The sequence below is a fragment of the Oceanobacillus sp. FSL W8-0428 genome (genome assembly GCF_038004405.1).
Classification (GTDB): domain Bacteria; phylum Bacillota; class Bacilli; order Bacillales; family Amphibacillaceae; genus Oceanobacillus; species Oceanobacillus sojae.
Map to the genome: position 1 here is coordinate 1,551,412 of NZ_JBBORB010000001.1, position 20,795 is coordinate 1,572,206.

23 protein-coding genes and 3 pseudogenes are annotated in these 20,795 nt (G+C 35.6%); 16 read left to right on the top strand and 10 right to left on the bottom strand.

All coding sequences use genetic code 11. The annotated features are described in order from the left end of the window. The 7 genes from rplQ (at position 1) to rpsI (ending at position 5,076) form a co-directional block, all read left to right on the top strand. Positions 1 to 354, top strand: a complete 354-nt coding sequence (rplQ, locus tag MKY30_RS06995) for a 50S ribosomal protein L17 (protein ID WP_147211524.1) — start codon at positions 1 to 3, stop codon at positions 352 to 354. 403 nt (positions 355 to 757) lie between these two features. Next, positions 758 to 1,600 (top strand): energy-coupling factor ABC transporter ATP-binding protein, encoded by an 843-nt coding sequence (locus MKY30_RS07000; protein WP_341083243.1) that lies wholly within the window; start codon positions 758 to 760, stop codon positions 1,598 to 1,600. Next, a complete protein-coding gene (locus MKY30_RS07005; protein WP_341083245.1) occupies positions 1,576 to 2,445 on the top strand; it encodes an energy-coupling factor ABC transporter ATP-binding protein in 870 nt (289 codons plus the stop codon). The genes MKY30_RS07000 and MKY30_RS07005 overlap by 25 nt, the downstream gene beginning before the upstream one ends. Next, positions 2,438 to 3,235 carry an energy-coupling factor transporter transmembrane component T family protein gene (locus MKY30_RS07010; RefSeq protein WP_147211521.1) on the top strand — a complete coding sequence of 266 codons (798 nt, stop codon included), beginning with the start codon at positions 2,438 to 2,440 and terminating at the stop codon, positions 3,233 to 3,235. The genes MKY30_RS07005 and MKY30_RS07010 overlap by 8 nt, the downstream gene beginning before the upstream one ends. A 22-nt stretch (positions 3,236 to 3,257) precedes the next feature. Continuing rightward, a complete protein-coding gene (gene truA / locus MKY30_RS07015; RefSeq protein ID WP_147211520.1) occupies positions 3,258 to 4,031 on the top strand; it encodes a tRNA pseudouridine(38-40) synthase TruA in 774 nt (257 codons plus the stop codon). Between the two features lie 195 nt (positions 4,032 to 4,226). Further along, positions 4,227 to 4,664 (top strand): 50S ribosomal protein L13, encoded by a 438-nt coding sequence (gene rplM / locus MKY30_RS07020; protein WP_077605095.1) that lies wholly within the window; start codon positions 4,227 to 4,229, stop codon positions 4,662 to 4,664. A 19-nt stretch (positions 4,665 to 4,683) separates the two neighbouring features. Further along, complete coding sequence (gene rpsI, locus MKY30_RS07025; RefSeq protein ID WP_077605094.1) at positions 4,684 to 5,076, top strand: 30S ribosomal protein S9; 393 nt, start codon at positions 4,684 to 4,686, stop codon at positions 5,074 to 5,076. A gap of 68 nt (positions 5,077 to 5,144) precedes the next feature. Here rpsI and MKY30_RS07030 read toward each other — a convergent pair whose 3' ends face one another. From MKY30_RS07030 to MKY30_RS07060, 7 genes are all read right to left on the bottom strand, one after another. Next, positions 5,145 to 6,185, bottom strand: coding sequence for a tyrosine-type recombinase/integrase (locus MKY30_RS07030; protein ID WP_144519943.1), 1,041 nt, complete (start codon positions 6,183 to 6,185; stop codon positions 5,145 to 5,147). 94 nt (positions 6,186 to 6,279) lie between these two features. Further along, on the bottom strand, positions 6,280 to 6,477 hold the full coding sequence (locus MKY30_RS07035; RefSeq protein ID WP_144519941.1) for a helix-turn-helix domain-containing protein: 198 nt from the start codon (positions 6,475 to 6,477) through the stop codon (positions 6,280 to 6,282). Positions 6,478 to 6,504: 27 nt separating this feature from the next. Beyond that, positions 6,505 to 6,705, bottom strand: a complete 201-nt coding sequence (locus tag MKY30_RS07040; RefSeq protein ID WP_144519938.1) for a hypothetical protein — start codon at positions 6,703 to 6,705, stop codon at positions 6,505 to 6,507. A gap of 7 nt (positions 6,706 to 6,712) precedes the next feature. Further along, positions 6,713 to 7,201, bottom strand: coding sequence for a hypothetical protein (locus MKY30_RS07045; protein WP_144519935.1), 489 nt, complete (start codon positions 7,199 to 7,201; stop codon positions 6,713 to 6,715). A gap of 177 nt (positions 7,202 to 7,378) precedes the next feature. Beyond that, the gene (locus MKY30_RS07050; RefSeq protein ID WP_341083247.1) at positions 7,379 to 7,870 is read right to left on the bottom strand and encodes a hypothetical protein; all 492 of its coding nucleotides are present in this window, start codon (positions 7,868 to 7,870) and stop codon (positions 7,379 to 7,381) included. A 218-nt stretch (positions 7,871 to 8,088) separates the two neighbouring features. Continuing rightward, positions 8,089 to 9,399 (bottom strand): FtsK/SpoIIIE domain-containing protein, encoded by a 1,311-nt coding sequence (locus MKY30_RS07055; protein ID WP_341083249.1) that lies wholly within the window; start codon positions 9,397 to 9,399, stop codon positions 8,089 to 8,091. Positions 9,400 to 9,501: 102 nt separating this feature from the next. Then, the gene (locus MKY30_RS07060) at positions 9,502 to 9,861 is read right to left on the bottom strand and encodes a hypothetical protein (RefSeq protein ID WP_341083250.1); all 360 of its coding nucleotides are present in this window, start codon (positions 9,859 to 9,861) and stop codon (positions 9,502 to 9,504) included. 152 nt (positions 9,862 to 10,013) lie between these two features. Here MKY30_RS07060 and MKY30_RS07065 point away from each other — a divergent pair, with 152 nt between their 5' ends. Together MKY30_RS07065 and MKY30_RS07070 are read left to right on the top strand one after the other, a co-directional pair. Further along, entirely contained in the window at positions 10,014 to 10,745 is a 732-nt protein-coding gene (locus MKY30_RS07065) for a hypothetical protein (RefSeq protein WP_341083251.1), read from the top strand. A 311-nt stretch (positions 10,746 to 11,056) separates the two neighbouring features. After that, positions 11,057 to 11,362: pseudogene (locus MKY30_RS07070) on the top strand (JAB domain-containing protein); the annotation flags it as partial. A gap of 216 nt (positions 11,363 to 11,578) precedes the next feature. On the opposite strand, the gene MKY30_RS07075 reads toward MKY30_RS07070, so the two are convergent. The 3 genes and pseudogenes from MKY30_RS07075 to MKY30_RS07085 form a co-directional block, all read right to left on the bottom strand. Then, on the bottom strand, positions 11,579 to 12,658 hold the full coding sequence (locus MKY30_RS07075; RefSeq protein ID WP_341083252.1) for a Ger(x)C family spore germination protein: 1,080 nt from the start codon (positions 12,656 to 12,658) through the stop codon (positions 11,579 to 11,581). Beyond that, positions 12,651 to 13,793, bottom strand: coding sequence for a GerAB/ArcD/ProY family transporter (locus MKY30_RS07080; protein ID WP_341083253.1), 1,143 nt, complete (start codon positions 13,791 to 13,793; stop codon positions 12,651 to 12,653). The genes MKY30_RS07075 and MKY30_RS07080 overlap by 8 nt, the downstream gene beginning before the upstream one ends. A 25-nt stretch (positions 13,794 to 13,818) precedes the next feature. Next, positions 13,819 to 15,294, bottom strand: a pseudogene (locus tag MKY30_RS07085) (spore germination protein). 154 nt (positions 15,295 to 15,448) lie between these two features. On the opposite strand from MKY30_RS07085, the gene MKY30_RS07090 reads away from it, so the two are divergent. The 7 genes and pseudogenes from MKY30_RS07090 (at position 15,449) to MKY30_RS07120 (ending at position 20,585) form a co-directional block, all read left to right on the top strand. After that, the gene (locus tag MKY30_RS07090) at positions 15,449 to 15,661 is read left to right on the top strand and encodes a hypothetical protein (RefSeq protein WP_341083254.1); all 213 of its coding nucleotides are present in this window, start codon (positions 15,449 to 15,451) and stop codon (positions 15,659 to 15,661) included. Between the two features lie 473 nt (positions 15,662 to 16,134). Then, the gene (locus tag MKY30_RS07095; RefSeq protein ID WP_341083255.1) at positions 16,135 to 16,263 is read left to right on the top strand and encodes a JAB domain-containing protein; all 129 of its coding nucleotides are present in this window, start codon (positions 16,135 to 16,137) and stop codon (positions 16,261 to 16,263) included. 365 nt (positions 16,264 to 16,628) lie between these two features. Then, on the top strand, positions 16,629 to 17,105 hold the full coding sequence (locus MKY30_RS07100; RefSeq protein WP_341083256.1) for a DUF2975 domain-containing protein: 477 nt from the start codon (positions 16,629 to 16,631) through the stop codon (positions 17,103 to 17,105). A gap of 10 nt (positions 17,106 to 17,115) precedes the next feature. Further along, positions 17,116 to 17,349 carry a helix-turn-helix domain-containing protein gene (locus MKY30_RS07105; RefSeq protein WP_303447973.1) on the top strand — a complete coding sequence of 78 codons (234 nt, stop codon included), beginning with the start codon at positions 17,116 to 17,118 and terminating at the stop codon, positions 17,347 to 17,349. A 526-nt stretch (positions 17,350 to 17,875) separates the two neighbouring features. Next, on the top strand, positions 17,876 to 19,096 hold the full coding sequence (locus MKY30_RS07110) for a peptide ABC transporter permease (protein ID WP_341083260.1): 1,221 nt from the start codon (positions 17,876 to 17,878) through the stop codon (positions 19,094 to 19,096). After that, positions 19,093 to 19,755: an ABC transporter ATP-binding protein gene (locus tag MKY30_RS07115; protein ID WP_341083261.1), complete on the top strand. Its 663-nt coding sequence runs from the start codon at positions 19,093 to 19,095 to the stop codon at positions 19,753 to 19,755. Before MKY30_RS07110 ends, MKY30_RS07115 begins: the two co-directional genes overlap by 4 nt. A 257-nt stretch (positions 19,756 to 20,012) precedes the next feature. Next, positions 20,013 to 20,585, top strand: a pseudogene (locus MKY30_RS07120) (histidine phosphatase family protein). The last annotated feature ends 210 nt before the right edge of the window (positions 20,586 to 20,795 follow it).

Consider the following 20,795-nt stretch of genomic DNA (forward strand, 5'->3'; position numbering starts at 1 on the left):
GTGGCTAGAAAATTAGGACGTACAACAGATAGTCGTATGGCTCTTCTTCGCAACCTTGCATCTGATTTAATTATTCATGAACGCATTGAAACAACAGAAGCAAAAGCGAAAGAGTTAAGATCGATTGTAGATAAAATGATTACTCTTGGAAAGCGTGGCGATTTACATGCACGCCGTCAAGCTGCAGCATTTTTATACAACAAAGAAGCGGATGAAGAAAACAACGTAGTTCAAAAATTATTTGATGATGTTGCTGCGCGCTATGAAGATAGACAAGGTGGATATACACGCGTTCTTAAACTTGGTGAACGCCAAGGCGATGGCGCTAAAATGGCAATCATTGAGTTGGTTTAATTACTAAAACGGCAAGGGGCAGGACTCAATCTCTCTCAGAGGTTATCCAAGCCCTTTTTTTGTATTGAAAAATTATATGATTTTTACGAAGAGAGTTCAGAGGGCAAGTGAAGTTGATAATTGCCGCTACAGAAATACATTACGCTTTCCGTGGGCTTGTCCTCAGCCTCCTCGAAAAAAAGAAGTTCACTTTTTTTCTGCGGGGTCTTCACACTGCGCATTCCCACAGGAGTCTCCGTGTATTTCTTCCGCTAGATATATACTATTAATTTTATTTTTCAATAGCAATAATAAAACATTTATTTATAACAAATACTTTCTTTCATCAAATAAAATCGATAAAATAACCATGATAGATAAAGCAAATTACATAATAGAAAAAACAGGAGAAGGGGGTGTCTGGATGGATAGAAAAAAGCTGGTAGAGTTTAAGAATGTTTCCTTTCAATATGAGGAAGAAGGAGCGCTTGTTTTAGATCAGGTTTCTTTTGACATCTATGAAGGTGAGTGGGTTGCTATTATCGGTCATAATGGCTCTGGAAAATCAACCATTGCCAAGCTGCTTAATGGACTGCTAATGCCAAAGGACGGGGAAATCATTGTTGATGGCAAGAGAGTAGATGATGATACTGTCTGGGATATACGGAAAGATGTAGGGATGGTCTTTCAAAATCCAGATAATCAATTTGTTGGTGCAACAGTTCAGGATGATGTCGCATTTGGTATGGAAAACAGAGGCGTACCCAGAGAAGAGATGAGAGAGAGAATCCAGCGCACCTTATCCGCTGTACGTATGCAGGATTACTTAATAACAGAGCCGCACCGTCTATCTGGTGGACAAAAGCAGCGTGTAGCCATTGCCAGTGTCTTAGCAATAGCTCCTAAGGTATTAATTTTGGATGAGGCAACTGCTATGCTCGACCCGACAGGCAGAAAAGAAATTATGCACACGGTGAATGATATTCAGGAATCAGAAGGGCTTTCCCTGATTACCATAACGCATGACCTGCAGGAAATTGTTCAGGCAGACCGTGTGATTGTCATGAATAAGGGGCAAATCTGGGAGGAAACAACGCCAAGAGAGCTTTTTTTACAGCGGGAAGAATTACGTGAAATTGGGCTGGATGTGCCATTTGTTGCCCAATTAACCGATGAGCTGAGGAAGCAGGGAGTTCCATTAAAAGAAGCAGCATTAAACCACGAAGAGTTGTTGGAGGAATTATGGAAATTCAATTCAAAGATGTAAGTTATATTTATCAAGAGAATACACCTTTTGCCCATAAAGCCCTTGAGAACATCTCCTTTACGGTAAATTCTGGTTCGTTTGTGGCGGTTATCGGTCATACCGGCTCAGGGAAATCAACACTCATTCAGCATCTCAATGGACTGAGCCTTCCGAGCAGGGGAGAGATAAACATTGGTGATTTCCATCTGAGTGCAGACGGGAAGCCAAAGAATATCCGTGATTTAAGAAGAAAAGTCGGGGTCGTTTTTCAATATCCGGAGCATCAGTTATTTGAAGAGACAGTTGCCAAAGATATCGCCTTTGGACCAAAGAATTTTGGCGTAGAGCAGGAGGAAATCGATCGCAGGATAGAGAAGCTTCTTCCTGCTGTCGGTCTGCCAAAGGAAATATTAGAGCGTTCCCCATTTGATTTAAGTGGCGGACAGAAGCGGCGAGTCGCTATTGCAGGAGTGCTGGCAATGGCTCCGCAAGTTCTTGTGCTGGACGAGCCGACTGCGGGACTTGATCCACGTGGACAACGTGAAATTATGGATATGTTTTATCAGCTGCACCAGGAGCAAAATCTGACAACGGTATTAGTGACACATAGTATGGAGGATGCACTGGCTTATGCAGATAAAATTATTATCTTAAATAAAGGACAAAAATATATGGAAGGTCATCCGCTTGACGTGTTTAAACAAGCAGAGAAGCTGCAGGAGGTACAATTAGGACTCCCGGAGGTCATTCACTTTCTAAACCAGTATAATGAGCGTTTTGGCACTTCTTTAACCTATCAATATCAACCCATGCCGGAGTTAGCAAAAGAGATCAAGAAGCGGCTGGAGGTGGGGTCTCATGAATAATGCTCTGATTATTGGCCAGTATGTTCCTGGAAACTCCCTTATTCATCGGCTGGATCCAAGAACGAAAATTACGGTAGTTTTTTTCTTTGTTATTATTGTATTCTTTGCAAATAATGTACCAACATATAGCTTGTTAACGGCATTTTCGGTGCTCTGTGTACTTATTTCACGGGTACCGCTGCGATTTATTCTAAAAGGACTGTTGCCCGTCTGGTTTTTAATTATTTTTACATTTATCCTGCATTTAATTATTACAAATGAAGGGAATCTTTTAGTTGATTGGGGATTTATTAAGATTTACAGCGGTGGAGTTATCCAGGGTTTTGCGATTTCCTTACGCTTTTTCCTGCTGATCCTGACGACTTCTTTATTAACATTAACAACAACGCCGATTGAAATTACCGATGCGATGGAGGAAATGCTTCACCCACTGAAAAAGATTAAGTTCCCTGTTCATGAGCTGGCATTGATGATGTCTATTTCCTTGCGCTTCATTCCAACACTGATGCAGGAAACGGATAAAATATCCCGCGCGCAGGCGGCCCGGGGCGTAGATTTTCGGACAGGACCTGTCAAGGATCGGGTGATGGCAGTTATTCCACTGCTGGTTCCGTTGTTTGTCAGTGCATTTAAACGCGCTGAGGATCTGGCAATGGCGATGGAAGCCCGCGGCTATCAAGGCGGGGAAGGAAGAAGCAAGCTCCGTGAATTACATGTAGGTACAAAGGATATTCTGGTTTTAACCGGTTTTGTACTGATGCTTGTGGCGTTGTTTGTCTTAAGACAGTAATGGAAGGAAAGGAACTGTACAAATGGAAAGGTTAAAATGCACGATTTCTTATGATGGTTCAGGCTTTGCCGGCTTTCAAGTACAGCCCAGGCAGCGGACTGTCCAGGGTATGCTGGAAAAAGCCTTAGCAAAAATCCATAAGGGGGAAGCGATCCGGATTCAAGCATCAGGAAGGACGGATACAGGAGTCCATGCAGTCGGCCAGGTTATTCATTTTGATACGCCTCTAACGATTCCTGAGCATAATTGGAAGCAGGCTATCAATACACTCTTGCCTGATGATGTCCATATATCTCATGTCGAGCAGGTCAGTGATTCATTTCATGCCCGTTATAGTGTGAAGCAGAAAGAGTATCATTATATGGTTTTAAACAGGGACGAACCGGACGTATTCCGCCAGAACTATGCATTGTATTTTCCCAAAAGCCTCAATATAGAGGCCATACAGGCTGCCTGTGAGTATTTAGAGGGCACACATGACTTTACTACCTTCTCTTCTGCGAAATCGACTGTGAAAGGCTCAAAAGTGCGGACATTGTATCATGCCTCCTGCAGGAAAAAAGGAAATGATATTGAATTTATTTTTCGTGGGAGCGGCTTTTTATACAACATGGTGCGGATCATGGTCAGCGCGCTGCTGGATGTAGGAGTTGGGAAACGTAATCCAGAGGATATACCGGTGCTTTTAGCCGCAAAAGAAAGAGGGAAGCTCGGCAAGACAATTTCTCCAAATGGACTGTATTTATGGGAAGTAAGCTATCATGAGCAGACGGAAGAGAAGCATTTTGAAGATTGAATGAAAAAGAGAAATAAAAAACGAGAATTTTTTAAATTACTTTCATACTAGGCTTGACTTTTGGTTGTGAAAGTTATAATATGATATATGGCATTTTATTTCTAAACCATGATTAGCCCCGGAATCTAATTATGTTAAGAATAAAAATATGATTACGAATAGTAAAGAATGATCGATATATGGAGGGAAAAAATTATGCGCACAACTTTCATGGCAAATGAAGCAAATATTGAACGCAAATGGCTAGTTGTGGATGCGGAAGGGCAACGTTTAGGACGTTTAGCAAGCGAAGTAGCTGCTATCTTACGTGGTAAACATAAACCTACGTACACACCACATGCAGACACTGGTGATTATGTAATTATCATCAATGCAGATAAAATTGAATTATCAGGGAACAAAATCAACGACAAAATGTACTACAATCATTCCCATCATCCAGGTGGATTGAGAGCTCGTAACGCATACGAAATGCGTACGAAATATCCTGAAGAAATGCTTGAAGTTGCAATCAAAGGAATGCTTCCAAAAGGACCTTTAGGACGTAAAATGAAGAAGAAATTGTATGTATATAGAGGCGCTGAGCACAACCATCAGGCTCAAAAACCAGAAGCTTACGAACTTCGTGGATAATTAAAGGGAGGTAAATGAATTGGCACAAGTACAATACTACGGCACAGGACGCCGTAAAAAGTCAACTGCCCGCGTACGTCTAGTACCCGGTACAGGAAACATTACAATTAATGGTCGCGATGCTAGAGACTATTTTCCATATGAAACACAATTACTAATCTTGAATCAGCCGCTTGCTACTACAGAAACTCAAGGAACTTATGACGTTCTTGTAAATGTACACGGCGGTGGATTCACTGGTCAAGCAGGTGCAATCCGTCACGGAATCGCACGTGCATTATTACAAGCAGATCCTGAATATCGTGGATCACTTAAAACTGAAGGATACCTTACTCGTGATGCTCGTATGAAAGAACGTAAAAAATACGGTCTTAAAAAAGCTCGTCGTGCTCCTCAGTTCTCAAAACGTTAAGCACTTTGTTGATATACCAACGTTTGCAAAGGTTTTTTGGTGCAAGTTGGTGCAAATTAACGTTAATCTTATAAAGCATTTAACAGATTTAAAGCATCGGCATCTTGCTGATGCTTTTTTTCTGGCATTAATTCCAGATAATAATTTTGTGTCGTTTGTATATTTATATGTCCTAATCGTTTTGATACATAAGCGATATCTATGTCTTGAGCAAATAGAAATGACGCATGTGTATCTCTCAATCCATGAAACGTTGTTTTACTAATGTCTAATTTCCCCAACAGTTCGGCTAGTAGTTGGGATTGTTTAAAACCACCGAAACTAAAAATATAACCATTTTCTTTCACGGGAATTTGACGAATAAGTTCATACACCTCTTTATTAATTGAAACATCACGTTTTGCATTTTGTGTCTTCAATGAAGTGTCATCAGAAGTAGGACTGATTGAATGTCTAACTTCTATTCCATATTCATAAAGGCTCTCTGGTCTAATTGCTAGTAGTTCTCCACGTCGCATACCTGTTTCTAAAGCAAGTAGTACAAGCAAGTTAAACTCGTCCTCTGGATGCTGTATAACGTAATTGCGAAGCTTTTTGAAGTTCGTTATTGATAATGCTTTGTTTCGCTTTGGTGGATTTACACCACGTGTCTTTACTAATGGTGCAAAGTCATTTGCAATATAACCACGAGCATATGCATCACGTAAGGATGTTTTAATTTTAAGCAGCACTTCATGTGTTGTCTTACGAGAGTGTGTTTTTGCATATTCATCAATTTTCTTCTGAACAACAATATCATTCAAATCTTTTAATTGGATATCCTGAAATAAATTTCGAATTATGCCTAACGTACGAACGTAATTCTGAAATGTCGTTTCTTTAACGTCATTGACCTTTACAAGATAAATCCAATTCTCGAAGAAATCTGCAAAAGTTGTTGTTCTGTAAGCAAGCTCTTTACCTTCTCCCTTCGCTAATTCCATTTCCAAAGCCCAAAGTTTCGCTTCCTTCTTTGTTGTAAAAGTTTTAGTTAGTCTCTTATGTTCTCCATATTTGTATAAAGAAACTTGTGCTCGGTATGACTTCCCTCTTTTTACAATACTAGCCATGCTATCAATCCCTTTCAAAAATAAAGTTGATAGATGCTAGTTGAATACATCTGTATTGTATTCTGAAACTAACATCTTATCAACTGTCGACATTTTAAACGGAGTGTTTTTCGATAAAGTGTATTAAAGACTTCATTGTGTAGCGCTCGCGCTTACCAATCATGAAACGATCAAGCTCATCATGTGGTCGGATATATTTATCAAAAGACTTTGGGTCAATACCTAAAAAATCTGATGCTTGTTCCCTTGTTAAAAGATATGGATAATCCTTTGTAGCCGTGTTAATGCTCATGTGGCATCATCTCCTTTATGCCGTGATTTATCTTAATAATTTATTCATTTCTTTTAGTGCTTGCTCAGCATCATATTTTACTTGTCCTAAAATATCTTCTGGTGTATAGTAGCTATTTTGGTAATCTGAATGATTATCCGTTTTATTAATCGTTCCTTTACCGTTCTGGAAAAAGTCTACTAGTTCGACAATGTGTTGTATATGTTCTTTTAATTTTGGAAAACTCATGTAAATATCATCCTTCCCATGGCTTACCTTCTAATTGGTAAAGTGCCTTGTATTTATTCAACCAAGATATATGGTCATCATTGGGTTCGAATTCTTCATAGTACTGTTTATATAAATAATCAATTAATTCTTTTGCTGTGTTGCCTCCCCATATTTGTTGAACTTTCCACAATGTGGGGAGTAGACCAGACCCCTTAATTAAATGGTCTATTGATTGTTGTAACAAATTGTTTCGTGGAGAAGGTGACTCAAAGTGAAAGTCCTTCTCATCTAATAGTTCAAGCATTAATCTAGTTATCTTATGGGGTCGATTAGAATGAACATAAAAGAACATGTAGCGATCGATTAGAGAACTAATAATGACATTTTTAAGCTGTTCATCTGTACTACATTCTTTAATTGCATCTGTTAATTGGTGGGCGTAATCACCTGAAAACTCTGCCTCAACCCGTGTCCAGTCATCCACTTCTTTAGCGATATGGCGCATGTGTTTCATGAAAGTTGTTCCTCTTTTTTATCATAAATGCGTAAATGCACTTTTGTATTTCTGCTTTTTGCCCCGATATACAATGTTTGTGCTTGAAAGTCTTTCGATACGTCCGACACTTTCGAGTTGTTTCTTTTGTAAGGTTTTTCTTTGTTGTCATCAATAACCTTTTGTAGATAACTTTTATTAGTACTTGCCATAGCGTATTTCAGTCCTTTTTTCTTCAATTGAGCGTTTTAATTTAGCGATATTAATGCCTTCATTAAAAAAGTCGCAACACATGTCAATTCGTGAAAGTCTAAAGGAATACTCATCATCATCAATCAACTTAAAAAAGGTGTGTAAATGCATCGGTTCGTTGAATTCTTCTTCATATCGCTTCCTATATTCATGCCATGCGTATGCACTAAATTTAACAATTACGCCCATTTTCGTGAATGCTTCATGATAGGCAATACAAAAGTAAAATGGTGCATTGATGAATGAATAACCAATTGTATAGCCTTCTGGCAGTTTAACGTCAGCTTCTCCAAAGTTGTCGAATAGCTTATGCAACTTAGATTTAATTAAGAATGTACTTATTAAGCTTTTTGCTATCCGGTCACGCCATTCGTCAAAATCAAACACGCCTGTTGTTTGCAATACGAGTGTAAATTGGTCAATATCTGGTTTAATCATGTTCTATTCACTCCTTTTGCTAAGAAAACTTTAGGTAAAGTTTTCTTAGTGTAAAAGCCTATAAGAATAGGCTTTGGTGTGGGTTTTGCTCCTGACTGGAGCTGGGGTGATTACCTGCACCCCAGCTCTCCTAAAGGTGTAAAGCACGGAGCGGAACCTTCCCCGCCTGAACGGCGGGTCCCCTTCCACTCTTTGTGCCGTCGCTCCTTAAGGAAAAGCTAGGTGCTTCCATTCAAAAAGCTAGCGTAAGGAATGGTCAACAAGCGTGGCTTGTCTGCACTTGCTAGCCCTGGATAGCTGTAAATCCCTTGACCAGCAGTAAATTGAACTGGAGGTATATCCACACCAGAAGAAAATAGAGTTCTGTAAGTTTGCTCATCACTATCGCCTAAAGCAATCTTCAAAACGAGCTGTTCTCTAATCGCTGTTGGCATCGTCTGTGCGTTCATTTGTTGTGTTGCGACCCATAGAATGCAACCTAGTTGACGACCCATGAAAGCAACGTCAGATAGTATGCTATCGACTTCATCACGTTCTTTTTTTGCTAATGTCTTCCATGACTCTCTCAATGCCCCAAACTCATCTATGAGCAGGATTAAAGCAGGTAAACCAGCATCCTTATACGTTTTATTACGATTTGATATGAAATAATCTTGTAATTCATCTTGTCGTTTTTTCATACGCTCATGAAATTGTTTAATCAATTCAATCGCATTTGTTTTGTCGGCTGTTCGCTCATCGCCAAGAGTACGTTTAGCCATTTGGTACACGTCAGTACGCTTTGGATCAATTATGAATAACTCATGACTGACCTTTTTTGATAATACTTGTTCAACTAGCATTTGAATAAAAAACGATTTACCACTACCTGTTTGGCCGACTAAACCCATATGATGAAACGGTACTGTTGCACGCTCATCTAGACGTAGGGCGTAATCGTCTGCTGTCTTATTTGACCATTCGATCAAGTCACTTGCTGATTTAATCTTTAGTTGTTTATGTGAATCAACTGAATAAAATTCGTAAATATACCAGTCACGATCTTTAGATAAGTACTTGCGCTCGCTTACATAACCTTTTAAAGCTGAATCAATCCGCATATCTTCAAGTTTCTTGTCGAACTTTATTGTATTATTAATAAAAACTTTTCCAGACTGTCTTGTTCGATTATCATCAAATGTTATCTTGATTTTTGGTAAAGTAACTAAACGATTGTCAAACTCCCTTTCATCTTCAAATCTCGCGTCTTTAATATGTCTTCTGATTCGCTTAGTCATCAAGTAATAATGTAGAGAAAAAAATAGACCAGACCAAAGTTTGTTGCGAATCGACCAATTAACAAACAAAGTAAATACCATCAGACCAACAGGAATCAAGAAGATTTTTGATTCGATTTGTGGAAGCTGTATTATCGTTATTTGTTCAACAATCAATGGATACAGTTTATAAAAGAAAAACCATAAGATAAGAAAAAATCCAATGAATAAAAATGAAATAAAACCACGTTGCATTCTATATGTTTTCTTCATGCAAACCACATCCTACTATCGTGGTTCCGCCCCTTGTCAGGGGCGGTCGCAGGTATAATAATGTATTTGTTGATAGGAAGGGAACTTACTACCCTTCATTCATTATTTTGGTGGAATAATGTCTACATCTTCTGCTTTGACGGAAAGTTCACTCATGAATGTTCCATACACAGAAGCTGTTGGATTCACAAATGTGATTTTACTGAACTTTTTATACTCTTTTGGAGGTTTAGGCACCTTTACAACAACTTGCTCGCCTGCATTAAGGTCAGGTGCTACATCCTCGCCTTTGTATTCTGTTCGGTCGGTTGCAATTACTGTTTTATACTTAGTGCCTACGACTTTAGGATTCTTTCCGTCCGCATCGTATTCAAGCCAGTCCTCATGTGACATCACTCGTACGTCCTTGTCTTTGAAAAATGCCTCACAGTCAAAGCGATTGAACTCTCGTAGTTTCTTCATCTGAAACTTTCATCCTCTCGATATCTTTTTGAAAGCATTGCGCAATTAACTTTCTAATTCAATTGTAAGGCATCTGATTTTCTATAACTAATGAAGAAAAATGCTATAATGGCTGATATAATAGCGTTATTTATTGTGAGGTGTGAATTTAAATGTGGATATTTACTAAAGAGGAAGAATTAAATTCTGAACAGATAAAAGAATTGAAGAATCAATGGTTCACTATGGAAGAGGCAATTGAGGAATTATCATTTGACGGAAAAAATTATTCAGAATCATCTTTTCGTAGAGATGCAGCTAAAGTTAATACTAATAAAGAGTTTGCTCAAATTGGAAAGCCTATGGTAAAAGAGGAGAAATTGGGAGGTAAAGGGCGACCAAGAAAAGTGTATAATCGTGCATTTGTTGAGGCACTTCGAACATTTGCAATAAGCGATTCTTATAAACAAGTCGAGGAGGAACCTATTGAATTCTTTATAAACAATGAATGGAAAGACATGATTAAAGGTAAATTCCAAAAAACATTGAAAGACTATAAAGTTGAACAAAAGTACATCAATATCATTGTTGAAGAACTTTTAAGTATAGTTAATGATGATATTATACAAAATTGCAATACCTTAGTTGGACAAAATAAATTATTGGTACATCAAAATAAAAAATTAGAAGATACCAAGGAATATTATATTTCTCTACACCGAGGTGTTGAAGAGAACGCAAATATATTAAATAACATTGCCAATCATATAAAAAACGATATTTCTGAATCCTCTTCAGCATTAAGTAGAAAAGAGGTTTATCACTTGGATCAAACACTTAAAGTAAATAACAAGTTAGATGAAATACTGAAATTATTGAAGGAAACTAAAAGCGATAGGCCTTAAAATAGATGTCTCTATTAATTATCCTTTTCAGCCCCCCTAATTATAATCTTCTAATTCGTCTGTAGGGCAGAGACGAATTATCGATTAAGTAAAGGGTCTTCGTTCTTCGGATGTTATGAGTCAGCCAAGTAGGATAAGGGTGCGTAATAAAGCAATTAACGCTTTTAACGCACCCTAATTCATTAGGCTTCCCCAAAAAATATACGAATCACTTGATAGCTTTGCTACTTACGCCACTTGACATTAATCGATGCGAAGATTGTCTCTCTGGTGACCAAAAAGGTCAAAAAACAATAGAGAGGTTGATCGAGATGGAGACCATTTTAGAAGTAGTTCGCATTGAACAAATTATTAGAGAGGCAGACGAGGGAGTCAATTACATTATTAAAAGCCCAGAAGACGGAGCAAAGATAGCGTCGCGCTTCATTGGTCGTGATGATCGTGAAGTGTTTTTTGTTATGTGTTTAAATACGAAAAATAATGTTGTTGCAGTTCACCGTTGTCATGTTGGTTCATTGAATGCCTCACTCGTTCATCCACGCGAGGTGTTTAAATCAGCAATACTTAATAACGCAGCAAGTGTCATTGTTGCCCATCAGCATCCAAGTGGTGATATTTTAAACATAGTATCCTAAACTAGAGTACTCTAAGTACTCTAAGTTTAGGTTTTTTTAATTTTACTGCTTTAACTATTGAATATATAAAGGTATTATTCATAGTAGTTAAAGTGTTTAAAGGTGGTGGAGAAATGAAAGTTCAAAAAGTAATTGTGGAGGAAAAACCATATCCGTTATTTACCATTCAAGTGAGTGCGTTTTTTGCTTTTAATGTAATTAACTTTTTGCGTTTGAATCCGTCAAAGGCTTAATATTAATCTGATAATCAATCTTAATGTCCATCTTCTCGAAAAGTTCAATCCATTTTTTTTCATCCATTGGTTTAGAGAATGGTTTTAATGTATGACTGCCTAGCTGTAATGGATCCACATTCAATTCTTGCATCTTTTTTACTAGTTCTTGTGTTTGTTTTTCAAAATTGGATTGGATATCTTTTTTCAAATCTTCTAAATCCTTTGGGTCAAATAATCGCTTTTCTCCCCGGTATTCTTCAATTCTTGAGTCTATCTTCACTGTATAGGTCATTGTAGACAAGCTTTTATTGATATCCACTTTCGTTTTAGACCTAACATGACCTAGAACAACTTTTAATTCTGGGATCGGTAAAACTGCTAAGTAGTGATTGTTGTGTAACAGCTGGAAGATACGATCATCAAAAGTTGTTATTGTTTCAACTATTTTATCATTTTGAAACAGGGCTGTACCTTCATAGCTGATAGCGTCATTTTCTATTTTGAATACAGGTAAGAAAGGATCTGAATAAGGAGTATATAACATTTTTTTAAATTCATATAGATTAACGACACTAAATTCTCCCTGATGTTCTTCCTCATAGTGCTTCAGCATTCGGTAAAAAGAGTAATCAAGATTGTCTTGTTTGTCCAATTGATTTTCCAAATATTCTTCAAAATTTCCTTTTACGATAACTAAATAGATTCTCAAAGAAATATCCGGATCAGTCAATAATACATTAATAATGGACATAATCCCTTCGTTTCTTCCGAGGTCTTCATTAATTATCAGCATTCGCATTTGCCCAGTTTTTGTTTCCTGGTAGAAGTTTATATTAAAATTCCTTAATCCCTCCTTTATTAAGCCTACTTCTTGCGTCATTACACTCTTTTTTTCTTTGCTTAGAGAAGGCAAAATCGTACTGATTTTTATTTTACCTTCATCCCCTTTACTAAGTGATAAAAATGTGACTGGAGTAAGCTCTTCAATAATATTATTTTCAGTAAAAGGGGCACATCCAGTTAACCATAATGCCATAAATATGATTGACAATTTTTTAGCCATCTTCTTTCGTAGTCTCATGTTTATTAACCCCCTTTATCTTCATCACTACGATAATAGTAATTGGAACCATGAAGTAACTTAAGCTTCCTGCTAAAATTTGAAGATTAAGTAAAATAACCTGCTTTTCATCTGACTTCCAAATCCATTCATTCACAAGAATCATTCCAATTAAAATAATGAATACACTGAATAAAAAGCCTACTCGACTGGATGGTCTCTTCACTTTCCCAGTAGCTATTTTAGATGCTCCATAAAACAACAGTAGAAAAATTGAAACCGCAAAGACGATGTTAAATAATTCCAAAGAAAGCATGACCATATCAATACGTTCAATTACTGGATTTTGAAAATAATGGGCCATAGTGACAATTGGAAATTGACTTTTGCTTAAATAATTGGAACCGAAATAGAATAAGGACGCCGTATATAAGAATACATACTCTATAACGGTTAGAGCATTGCCATAAGACAAATAGCGAAATGTCTTATTATTTGTTTTAAACCACGGTCCCAAAAATACCAGAAATTCAGGCCCTGAAAATGAAGATAAAATTAAAAATATTCCTTTCCAGGAATCCCCACTTAATTCCATTGGAATAATCGGATACAAATCACTGAGTTGAGCTATTGGAGGAAAGAAGAAAAAAGCAAAGAATAAGATCATCCAAAATGTACAAAAAAATGAAATCACGACAAACCGTATAGTTTTTTCAACGCCCTTCCATGCTACATACAAACAAGACAAAAGAATAAAAAAGATAAGCCAATTTGAATCTGTAGCTGGAAACATAAATACTTGAACCATTTCCGAGAAACCTAACATAATCACGAAAATTTTAAGCAGGATAAAGAACAACCCGATGAATGAGAGGAGACGTACAAGTTTTTTTCCGAATAATTGGACAAACCCGTTGTATCCTTCGCTAGAAATCCGGGTTAAAAACCATTTGGATATAAGAAGAATGTTTAGTTGAGACAATATGCCGACCGCTATAATCACCCAAATCATATATGGATGGATCAAAAACCTTGGCATAATCAAAAAAAAGTAAAGCATTTGGAGGCGATTTACCATCAACATGACATAGAACCCATTATAGGTTTCATTCTTATTAAATAATTGAAGGGCTTCCATCAGTTCATCTCCTAGTTTCAGTTCATCATCTCCTAGTTTGATATCTCTTCATCTTCAGCGGTTTAAGATGTTCTGGACGCTCCTTCATTTTGGTTAAAGGCCCTCGAATGAATAGATCAAGCCAATCTTTTCCGTAGAAAGGGGCAACAGGGGATAAATATGGCTGCTTGAGTGAAGACAAGCCATTAAGGTGGGCTAAAACGATAATCATTGCCAGAACAATTCCTACTATCCCAAGAAACGAAGAAAATACAAGAAGAATGAGTTGAATCAATGAATTCGCCTTTGTCACAAGGTAATTAGGAATAAGAAAGGATCCGATAGTTGAAATCCCTACCATGACAATTAACACCTAACTTGCCATACCAGCCTCAACTGCAGCTTGACCAATTACGATGCCCCCAATAACCCCAAGCGTTTGACCAGTCTTTGTTGGCATTCTTAAACTTGCTTCTTTTATAATTTCAATAAAAATCAACATGATAAATGCTTCCCAAAAAGGAGTGAACGGAAGCTTGCTCCTTGACTCCACCAAGACGAAAAGTGTTTGTAAAGGAATCATTTGATAGTGATGCGTTGTTAATGCCACGTAGAATGGGATCAATGTGATAGACAGAATAAAACTTACATATCGGATGATGCGCAAAAAACTGGCAACTACCCATCGATTAATATAATCCTCTGGTGATTGGAACAAATGAAAAATAGTAATTGGGGCAACGAGAGCAAAAGGTGTATTGTCTACTAGAATCGTAATTTTTCCTAATCCCAGAGAATTAGCAACATCATCAGGTCGGTCAGTTTGCTGAAACTGAGGAAAAATACTGTTTTGATGTTCCTCGATGAATGTCGCTACTTGAGAAGAATCAACGAAGAGATCATAATTAATTTCCGAAATCTTCTTTTTGGCGGTTGAAACAAATTCTGGATTGGTCAGCCCTTCTATGTACAATAAGACCACATTTGTCTCACTTAAAGAGCCAACGGTGAACTTCTCTGTTTTCAGATCATGTGTTGGAAGACGTCTACGAATGAGCGTAATATTTTGTTCTAGCTGTTCACTAAAGCTGTCTTTTGCTCCTAAAAGGATGGTTTCAGTATCGGATGTTTCAATTGCACGTCCAAGTGGATTTTCTAAAGGGATAGCGAACCAAAGGTTTGACGAAGAGTCAAATAACAAAACAGATCCTTTAAACAGCTGCTTTTTTGCCTCATTAAAAGTGGAAATGGAGTTTATTGTTGAGTGAACATTGCATTCCTGAATGGATTGTTTGGAACAGTTTGATAAAGGTTTTACAATGCTTTCATTTAATCTTTCTTGGTCAATCAGAGTTCTTACGTAAATAAGATTAACATTTTGATTTTCAGGAATGTTGATTTCCACAAACTCCGCATCATCCATTTGAACGAGGGCTTTTTTTAGAGCCTCTACTGATAATTCTGATTCTGCGTTTGATTGAGGAACAGGCTTATTTTCATCTGATTGTTTTTTCCAAAACATGTACATGCCTCACTTCTATATGTTAAAAAGCATTTTTGGAAGAACGGTAAAATTCGATATTAATACCATTGTTGGCTTTTTAAGTTTAAAATATACGAAAATAAATTAATACGATGCAGAGGCACACCCTTACCTTCTTAATAGGTGGGATTATATGTTAAAAAGGATATTGATTATTAATGGAATACTTATAGTGGGAATAGCATCATTTAGCATGTTAAATAAGCATTCAGAAGTTGATACTCCCGTTGCGAATAAGGATGAACCAGAACCGTTATCTACTAAAGAACGAGAATTACAATTTTCTACATTGATTACGGTAACTGAAAAAAATACGAGAAATTTGGGAATTTGGAATTTACAGTAAGTTTGAACTTGGAGATAGAATTGAAGGTAAAAGTTTAAGAGAATAAAGAATATTTTAATTCAGTAAAAAAGGATATTGAGTCCATTGCGAAAAAATGTAATTAAATCCGTTGTCGACATAGATATAAACACGTATTCGGAAATATAATACTGAGTATCAAAAACCCATTATCATTCAAACTTCAATAAAAGGTTCAGATAAAGATGCACATAGTTAGCAATGGAAATTGAAGAGACAGTGAATGAAACCCTACATTCTAAGGAACTAAATTCTGTATCTACTATTGACTCTTATGAAATTAAAGTATTAAAAGCCAAAAGGAAATTAGTAAATTAGTCAATATATTGGCACCCCTGTTCAACGGGTGCGTTAGAGAAACTTGATTTAAATGTGTTAAATACATGTAGTTAAAGTGAATGGTTTGATTTTATTATGTTTTGACACATTACTATTGATAATCGTTAACACCATCAATGGAAGATATTAACGTTACAAAGAGGTTAGTCGAAGCTGGAAAGTTACTAGGCATCGAAGTGCTTGATCACTTAGTAGTAAACAATAATAACAGTTTTACCAGCCTGAAAGAAAGAGGATATATCTAAAAGGGAGAAATAGCTCCCTTTTTTCTTCAAGATATATATTGTATTTAATGTAGGTTTTGGTAGTATGGCTATTAAAGGTAATGTATTATTGGAATATAGAATCATTGTACATTGAAGGATTTTATTCAGCAAGATTCTCAAAGCTTGTTCAACGGGGCGGTTTAGTTGAAAAAGGATTATTAATTATGAGTAACTCGAAGTATAAAGGCATTCCTTTGTGAAGAAGGAATGCTTTTAATTTTGCTAGAAATTGAAGGTATTAAATATAACAATAAATAAATAACAAAATATGATAAATGTTTATTGCAATTCGATAAAAAATGTATTAAGGTGTAATTATCAGTTAATAAGTGAGGTGCTTTTTAATGAAACGAGGTTCAACAATTTTCTTAAAGATTGCTGTTTTTCTTATTGGAGTTATCGTACTTTCTTTGTGTATTTTTTTCCTGCCGTGGTTGGCAAATGATACGGCAGAAATGTTTCCAGAGTTTGCTTTTTTACAGTATCCTGTTTTATTAGGTTTGTATGTAACTACTATCCCATTTTTTGTTGCTCTGTATCAGGCTATAAGACTTCTGAAATTAATTGATAATGAAGATGCCTTTTCGGAGTCATCTGTAAACTCTTTAAACCTAATTAAGTATTGTGCAATTACTATAAGTATCTTGTATGTAATAGGGTCCATCTTACTTATGTCACAAAGTGCTTTGCATCCAGGAATAGCAATTATCGGCTTTATAATAATTTTTGCCTCGGTTGTTATAGCAGTATTTGCTGGAGTTCTTCAAAAATTATTAAGAAATGCACTAGATATAAAGTCAGAGAATGATCTAACAGTTTGAGGTGAAAACAATGGCAATTATAATCAATATTGATGTGATGTTAGCAAAAAGGAAAATGAGTGTAACTGAGCTCTCAAATAGGGTTGGGATAACGATGGCTAATATCTCCATTCTAAAAAATGGAAAAGCGAAGGCTATTAGGTTCTCAACATTAGAAGCTATTTGCGAGGCTTTGGAATGCCAGCCTGGTGATATTCTTGAATACCAGAGTGAATCGACTTCAAACACCAAAGAACAGATTTAATTTTTTAGGGGGAGAGATATGGATATTTTAAAACGTATCTTACTAATAGGTAATTTAGCTTACTCCATGTCAACTTTAAGGAGTAGTTTATGAAATATTCTTTATTTAGATTTTTCGACGTTTTTGAGGCGGTTGCTATCTACCTATTCTGTTTTGCTTCAAACTTACTATTTATTTATGTACAAACTTTGAATTTAGAAGGTTCTTCTATTTTAAAGTCTTTTTTAGAAAGTATTGTAGATTATCAACTTATAATAAATATTTTTCTTACATTTATTATCATAGTATTTCACTATCAATTTTTAAATCGCAGGAAAACAGAAATATCCTGCCGAATACTTGTAGGAGATACAATGGTGAATATTATCATCCGGTATATCTTGAATAGTCTAGCTATTTTAGTGTTTAGTTTTTTACTCTCACTTTCATTGAACTTCTATTTAGGGCTGAATGTAACAAGCAATCTATACTTAGTTTTTATTTTTATTATATATATATTAATTAGTGCAGGTCAGGTGAAAAAAGAATGAGAATTTTACATTTTTTTATAACTAGAATATTTTTGAAAAGATGGATACTTGTTTTGGGTATGATAATATTACTTTTTTTAGCTAATTATCTTTCTTTTACTACTGCTCGTTCAATTATTTCAACTTATCAAGGTTATCAAGAAATAGAAACTTTGAATCAAGAAGGAACTTTTATTGCTAATCTAGACCCAAATAGTGAAGCTGATTTTGATAGAATTGAAATAGATGATACACAAAAAGTGTATGAATATTTAAACAACAATTATACTTATGCTCTACAAGCCGATGGTTTTGTCACTTCATTATATAATAAATATAAGATGGAAGTTTCTTTCAATTATATCAATGAAGAGGCTTATAAGATAAATCAATTTAGATTATCTCAAGGAAACCACTTAGACTTCAACTATAAATTTAATAAAGGAGAAATACCTGTTTTAGTAGGTGCAGGTCTGGCCACAACATATCCTGTAGGGTCAACTATTGAGATTACAGATCCTGTCACCAAACAATTAGTCAATTTAAAAGTTCAAGGGGTCTTGGAGAAGAATACTCATCGTTCTAATTTTTATGCTCCTAATTCAAAAAATTATTTCAATTTTTCAATCTTTCTACCTGTTAATGAAGAATTTATTCAAAGTGCGGGTCTTGACCTGCACGTTAATGGTCTGATGGACATTGCGCTTCTTGATTCGACAAAAGAGAAAGCAGCGGATTTAAATGAACTTATCCAGGAAAATCTAGGTTTAGAATTTAATTTTTTTAATCAACAAGAAAACTTCAATTACTTTGAAGATTATTATGTTAATTCATTAAAAATCATCTGTATTATCACGTTTATTTTGCTACTAATCATTGTTTGTCTAGCTACCTGGAATACTTTGATAAGCATTCGTTTAATGATAAAAGATTTTACAATCAATTTATTAGTCGGATTGAGTCATTCAAAACTAAGAGCAATTTTTTATAGTTATTTTGGAATATTGTTTTCTATTACTCTAGCCATACTATTTGTGATAACCGCTTTCAATAGATTCGGCTTTTGGTTAAGGAAAGAATCAACTTTTGCTACTTACGGAATATTTGGTTTAATAAGCATGGATTGGATTGCTTTACTAATTGTCCTGTTTATAGATTTGATTATTGGGTTTGCGATTGTTGAACTTACGATAAGAAAAATTAAAAGGATTCCGATCTCCGTGGGGGTATTACAATGAATAGTATAATTAAACTAAAAATCCGGAAAAAAACATTCAAAAAGAAAGGTTTTTCTATCTTAAATGACTTTGAATTGGAAGTTAAATCTGGGGAAAGACTTTCTATTATAGGGGAGTCTGGAGTTGGAAAAACTTCTTTGCTTAATATTATTGGTCTACTTGATACTCAATATCAAGGGAGCTATAAACTTTTTGATTCATCTGTTAAGGATTTATCACGAAATAAACTAGCTGAGTGGCGTAATCAAAAAATTGGTTTTGTTCTTCAGGAATCCGCACTAATTAATTCTTTGACCATAGAGGATAATATTAAATTGCCGCTTATGTATGCTAACATTGAAAAAGACCTAACTGTGCAAGATCGCTTTAAACGAATTGTTACTAAAATTGGGATTGAGCCCATTTTGAAAAAAAAACCACTTGAGTGTTCTGGTGGCCAACGATCTAGAGCTGTTTTTGCTAGGGCTGTAATTATGAAACCCCAAATAATTTTAGCAGATGAACCAACTGCGTCTTTAGATTCGAAAAATAAAGAAAAAATTATCAATCTACTTTTTGATATGAATAAAGAATTTAATACTACTATTATTACAGTGACTCATGATTTAGATGTAGCCAATCGTCATGAACGAATAATTACTCTCGAAAGGAATGAATAAAATGGGATTCTATATAATGCTCGTGTCATTCATACTTGGCATATTCTTCACTATTGTTGGTGTTGCTCGTAGGAAAAGGAATTTTTTATACAAGTCTTTCATAGTTCTAGGAATCATTCTCATTCTTTTTGCTGTTTATCTAGCAAGGCCACATTAAGAATCGTAGTTAGATACATAGATCACAAATGAGTTATATTTGGTAGCATAGGTAATAGTATATTATTAGAGAAAATGGCTTTAAATACTGGAGGATAATTATGAAAACTTATATATATATGGTGAGACATGGTGATTCACCAAAAGTCGGAAGTGAAAGAACAAGAGGGTTAACTATTAAAGGAAAAATAGATGCTCATCGAATAACTAATTTATTAAAAGAAGAAGGTATTAACACTGTTATCTCCAGTCCATACAAGCGTTCAATCCTAACACTTCAGGAATTAGCTGATCAATTAGGGCAAAAAGTTCTAATATTCTAGGACCTTAAAGAAAGAATATTTACCTTAGAGGATAGACGAATATCTGATAAGGAATTAATCCCGTTATTAAACAAGTCATTCTATGAATCAACCTATGCTTTACCTGGAGGGGAGTCTAATCAGGACTGCCAGACAAGAGCTATAAAAACCTTAAAAGAAATATTACATACTTATCAAGGACAGAAAGTAGTTGTAGGTACTCATGGAGCTGTAATGACTATAATGATGGGTTATTATGATAGTAAATATGATATAGAATTTTTACTCCACACATCAAAACCAGATGTATACAGAATGGAATTTAATGGAGAAGAGTTGGTGGAAGTTAGTAGAATGTGGGAGTATACATAGCGGCATATAGATAAGTAAAAGGGTTGGTAAAATAGGTGATCTGACAACCTGTTAGATTATGCTATTTGTGAAAAAACAAACTTAAACTATCGGGTGCTTTACTTTAATAAGCACCCATCATTTAAATGTACACATAGCAGTGGAATATTAACAAAATGTATTCAACTAACATTTATCGCGTTGGTTCAATTTGGTTCAAGTAATGTCAAT

Bases quoted from the DNA above. Each gene is read 5' to 3' on its own strand.
- MKY30_RS07000 (WP_341083243.1), top strand. From the start codon at position 758: ATGGATAGAAAAAAGCTGGTAGAGTTTAAGAATGTTTCCTTTCAATAT.
- MKY30_RS07005 (WP_341083245.1), top strand. From the start codon at position 1,576: ATGGAAATTCAATTCAAAGATGTAAGTTATATTTATCAAGAGAATACA.
- MKY30_RS07010 (WP_147211521.1), top strand. From the start codon at position 2,438: ATGAATAATGCTCTGATTATTGGCCAGTATGTTCCTGGAAACTCCCTT.
- truA (WP_147211520.1), top strand. From the start codon at position 3,258: ATGGAAAGGTTAAAATGCACGATTTCTTATGATGGTTCAGGCTTTGCC.
- rplM (WP_077605095.1), top strand. From the start codon at position 4,227: ATGCGCACAACTTTCATGGCAAATGAAGCAAATATTGAACGCAAATGG.
- MKY30_RS07030 (WP_144519943.1), bottom strand. From the start codon at position 6,185: ATGGCTAGTATTGTAAAAAGAGGGAAGTCATACCGAGCACAAGTTTCT.
- MKY30_RS07035 (WP_144519941.1), bottom strand. From the start codon at position 6,477: ATGAGCATTAACACGGCTACAAAGGATTATCCATATCTTTTAACAAGG.
- MKY30_RS07040 (WP_144519938.1), bottom strand. From the start codon at position 6,705: ATGAGTTTTCCAAAATTAAAAGAACATATACAACACATTGTCGAACTA.
- MKY30_RS07045 (WP_144519935.1), bottom strand. From the start codon at position 7,201: ATGAAACACATGCGCCATATCGCTAAAGAAGTGGATGACTGGACACGG.
- MKY30_RS07050 (WP_341083247.1), bottom strand. From the start codon at position 7,870: ATGATTAAACCAGATATTGACCAATTTACACTCGTATTGCAAACAACA.
- MKY30_RS07055 (WP_341083249.1), bottom strand. From the start codon at position 9,399: ATGAAGAAAACATATAGAATGCAACGTGGTTTTATTTCATTTTTATTC.
- MKY30_RS07060 (WP_341083250.1), bottom strand. From the start codon at position 9,861: ATGAAGAAACTACGAGAGTTCAATCGCTTTGACTGTGAGGCATTTTTC.
- MKY30_RS07065 (WP_341083251.1), top strand. From the start codon at position 10,014: ATGTGGATATTTACTAAAGAGGAAGAATTAAATTCTGAACAGATAAAA.
- MKY30_RS07075 (WP_341083252.1), bottom strand. From the start codon at position 12,658: ATGGCTAAAAAATTGTCAATCATATTTATGGCATTATGGTTAACTGGA.
- MKY30_RS07080 (WP_341083253.1), bottom strand. From the start codon at position 13,793: ATGGAAGCCCTTCAATTATTTAATAAGAATGAAACCTATAATGGGTTC.
- MKY30_RS07090 (WP_341083254.1), top strand. From the start codon at position 15,449: ATGTTAAAAAGGATATTGATTATTAATGGAATACTTATAGTGGGAATA.
- MKY30_RS07095 (WP_341083255.1), top strand. From the start codon at position 16,135: ATGGAAGATATTAACGTTACAAAGAGGTTAGTCGAAGCTGGAAAGTTA.
- MKY30_RS07100 (WP_341083256.1), top strand. From the start codon at position 16,629: ATGAAACGAGGTTCAACAATTTTCTTAAAGATTGCTGTTTTTCTTATT.
- MKY30_RS07105 (WP_303447973.1), top strand. From the start codon at position 17,116: ATGGCAATTATAATCAATATTGATGTGATGTTAGCAAAAAGGAAAATG.
- MKY30_RS07110 (WP_341083260.1), top strand. From the start codon at position 17,876: ATGAGAATTTTACATTTTTTTATAACTAGAATATTTTTGAAAAGATGG.
- MKY30_RS07115 (WP_341083261.1), top strand. From the start codon at position 19,093: ATGAATAGTATAATTAAACTAAAAATCCGGAAAAAAACATTCAAAAAG.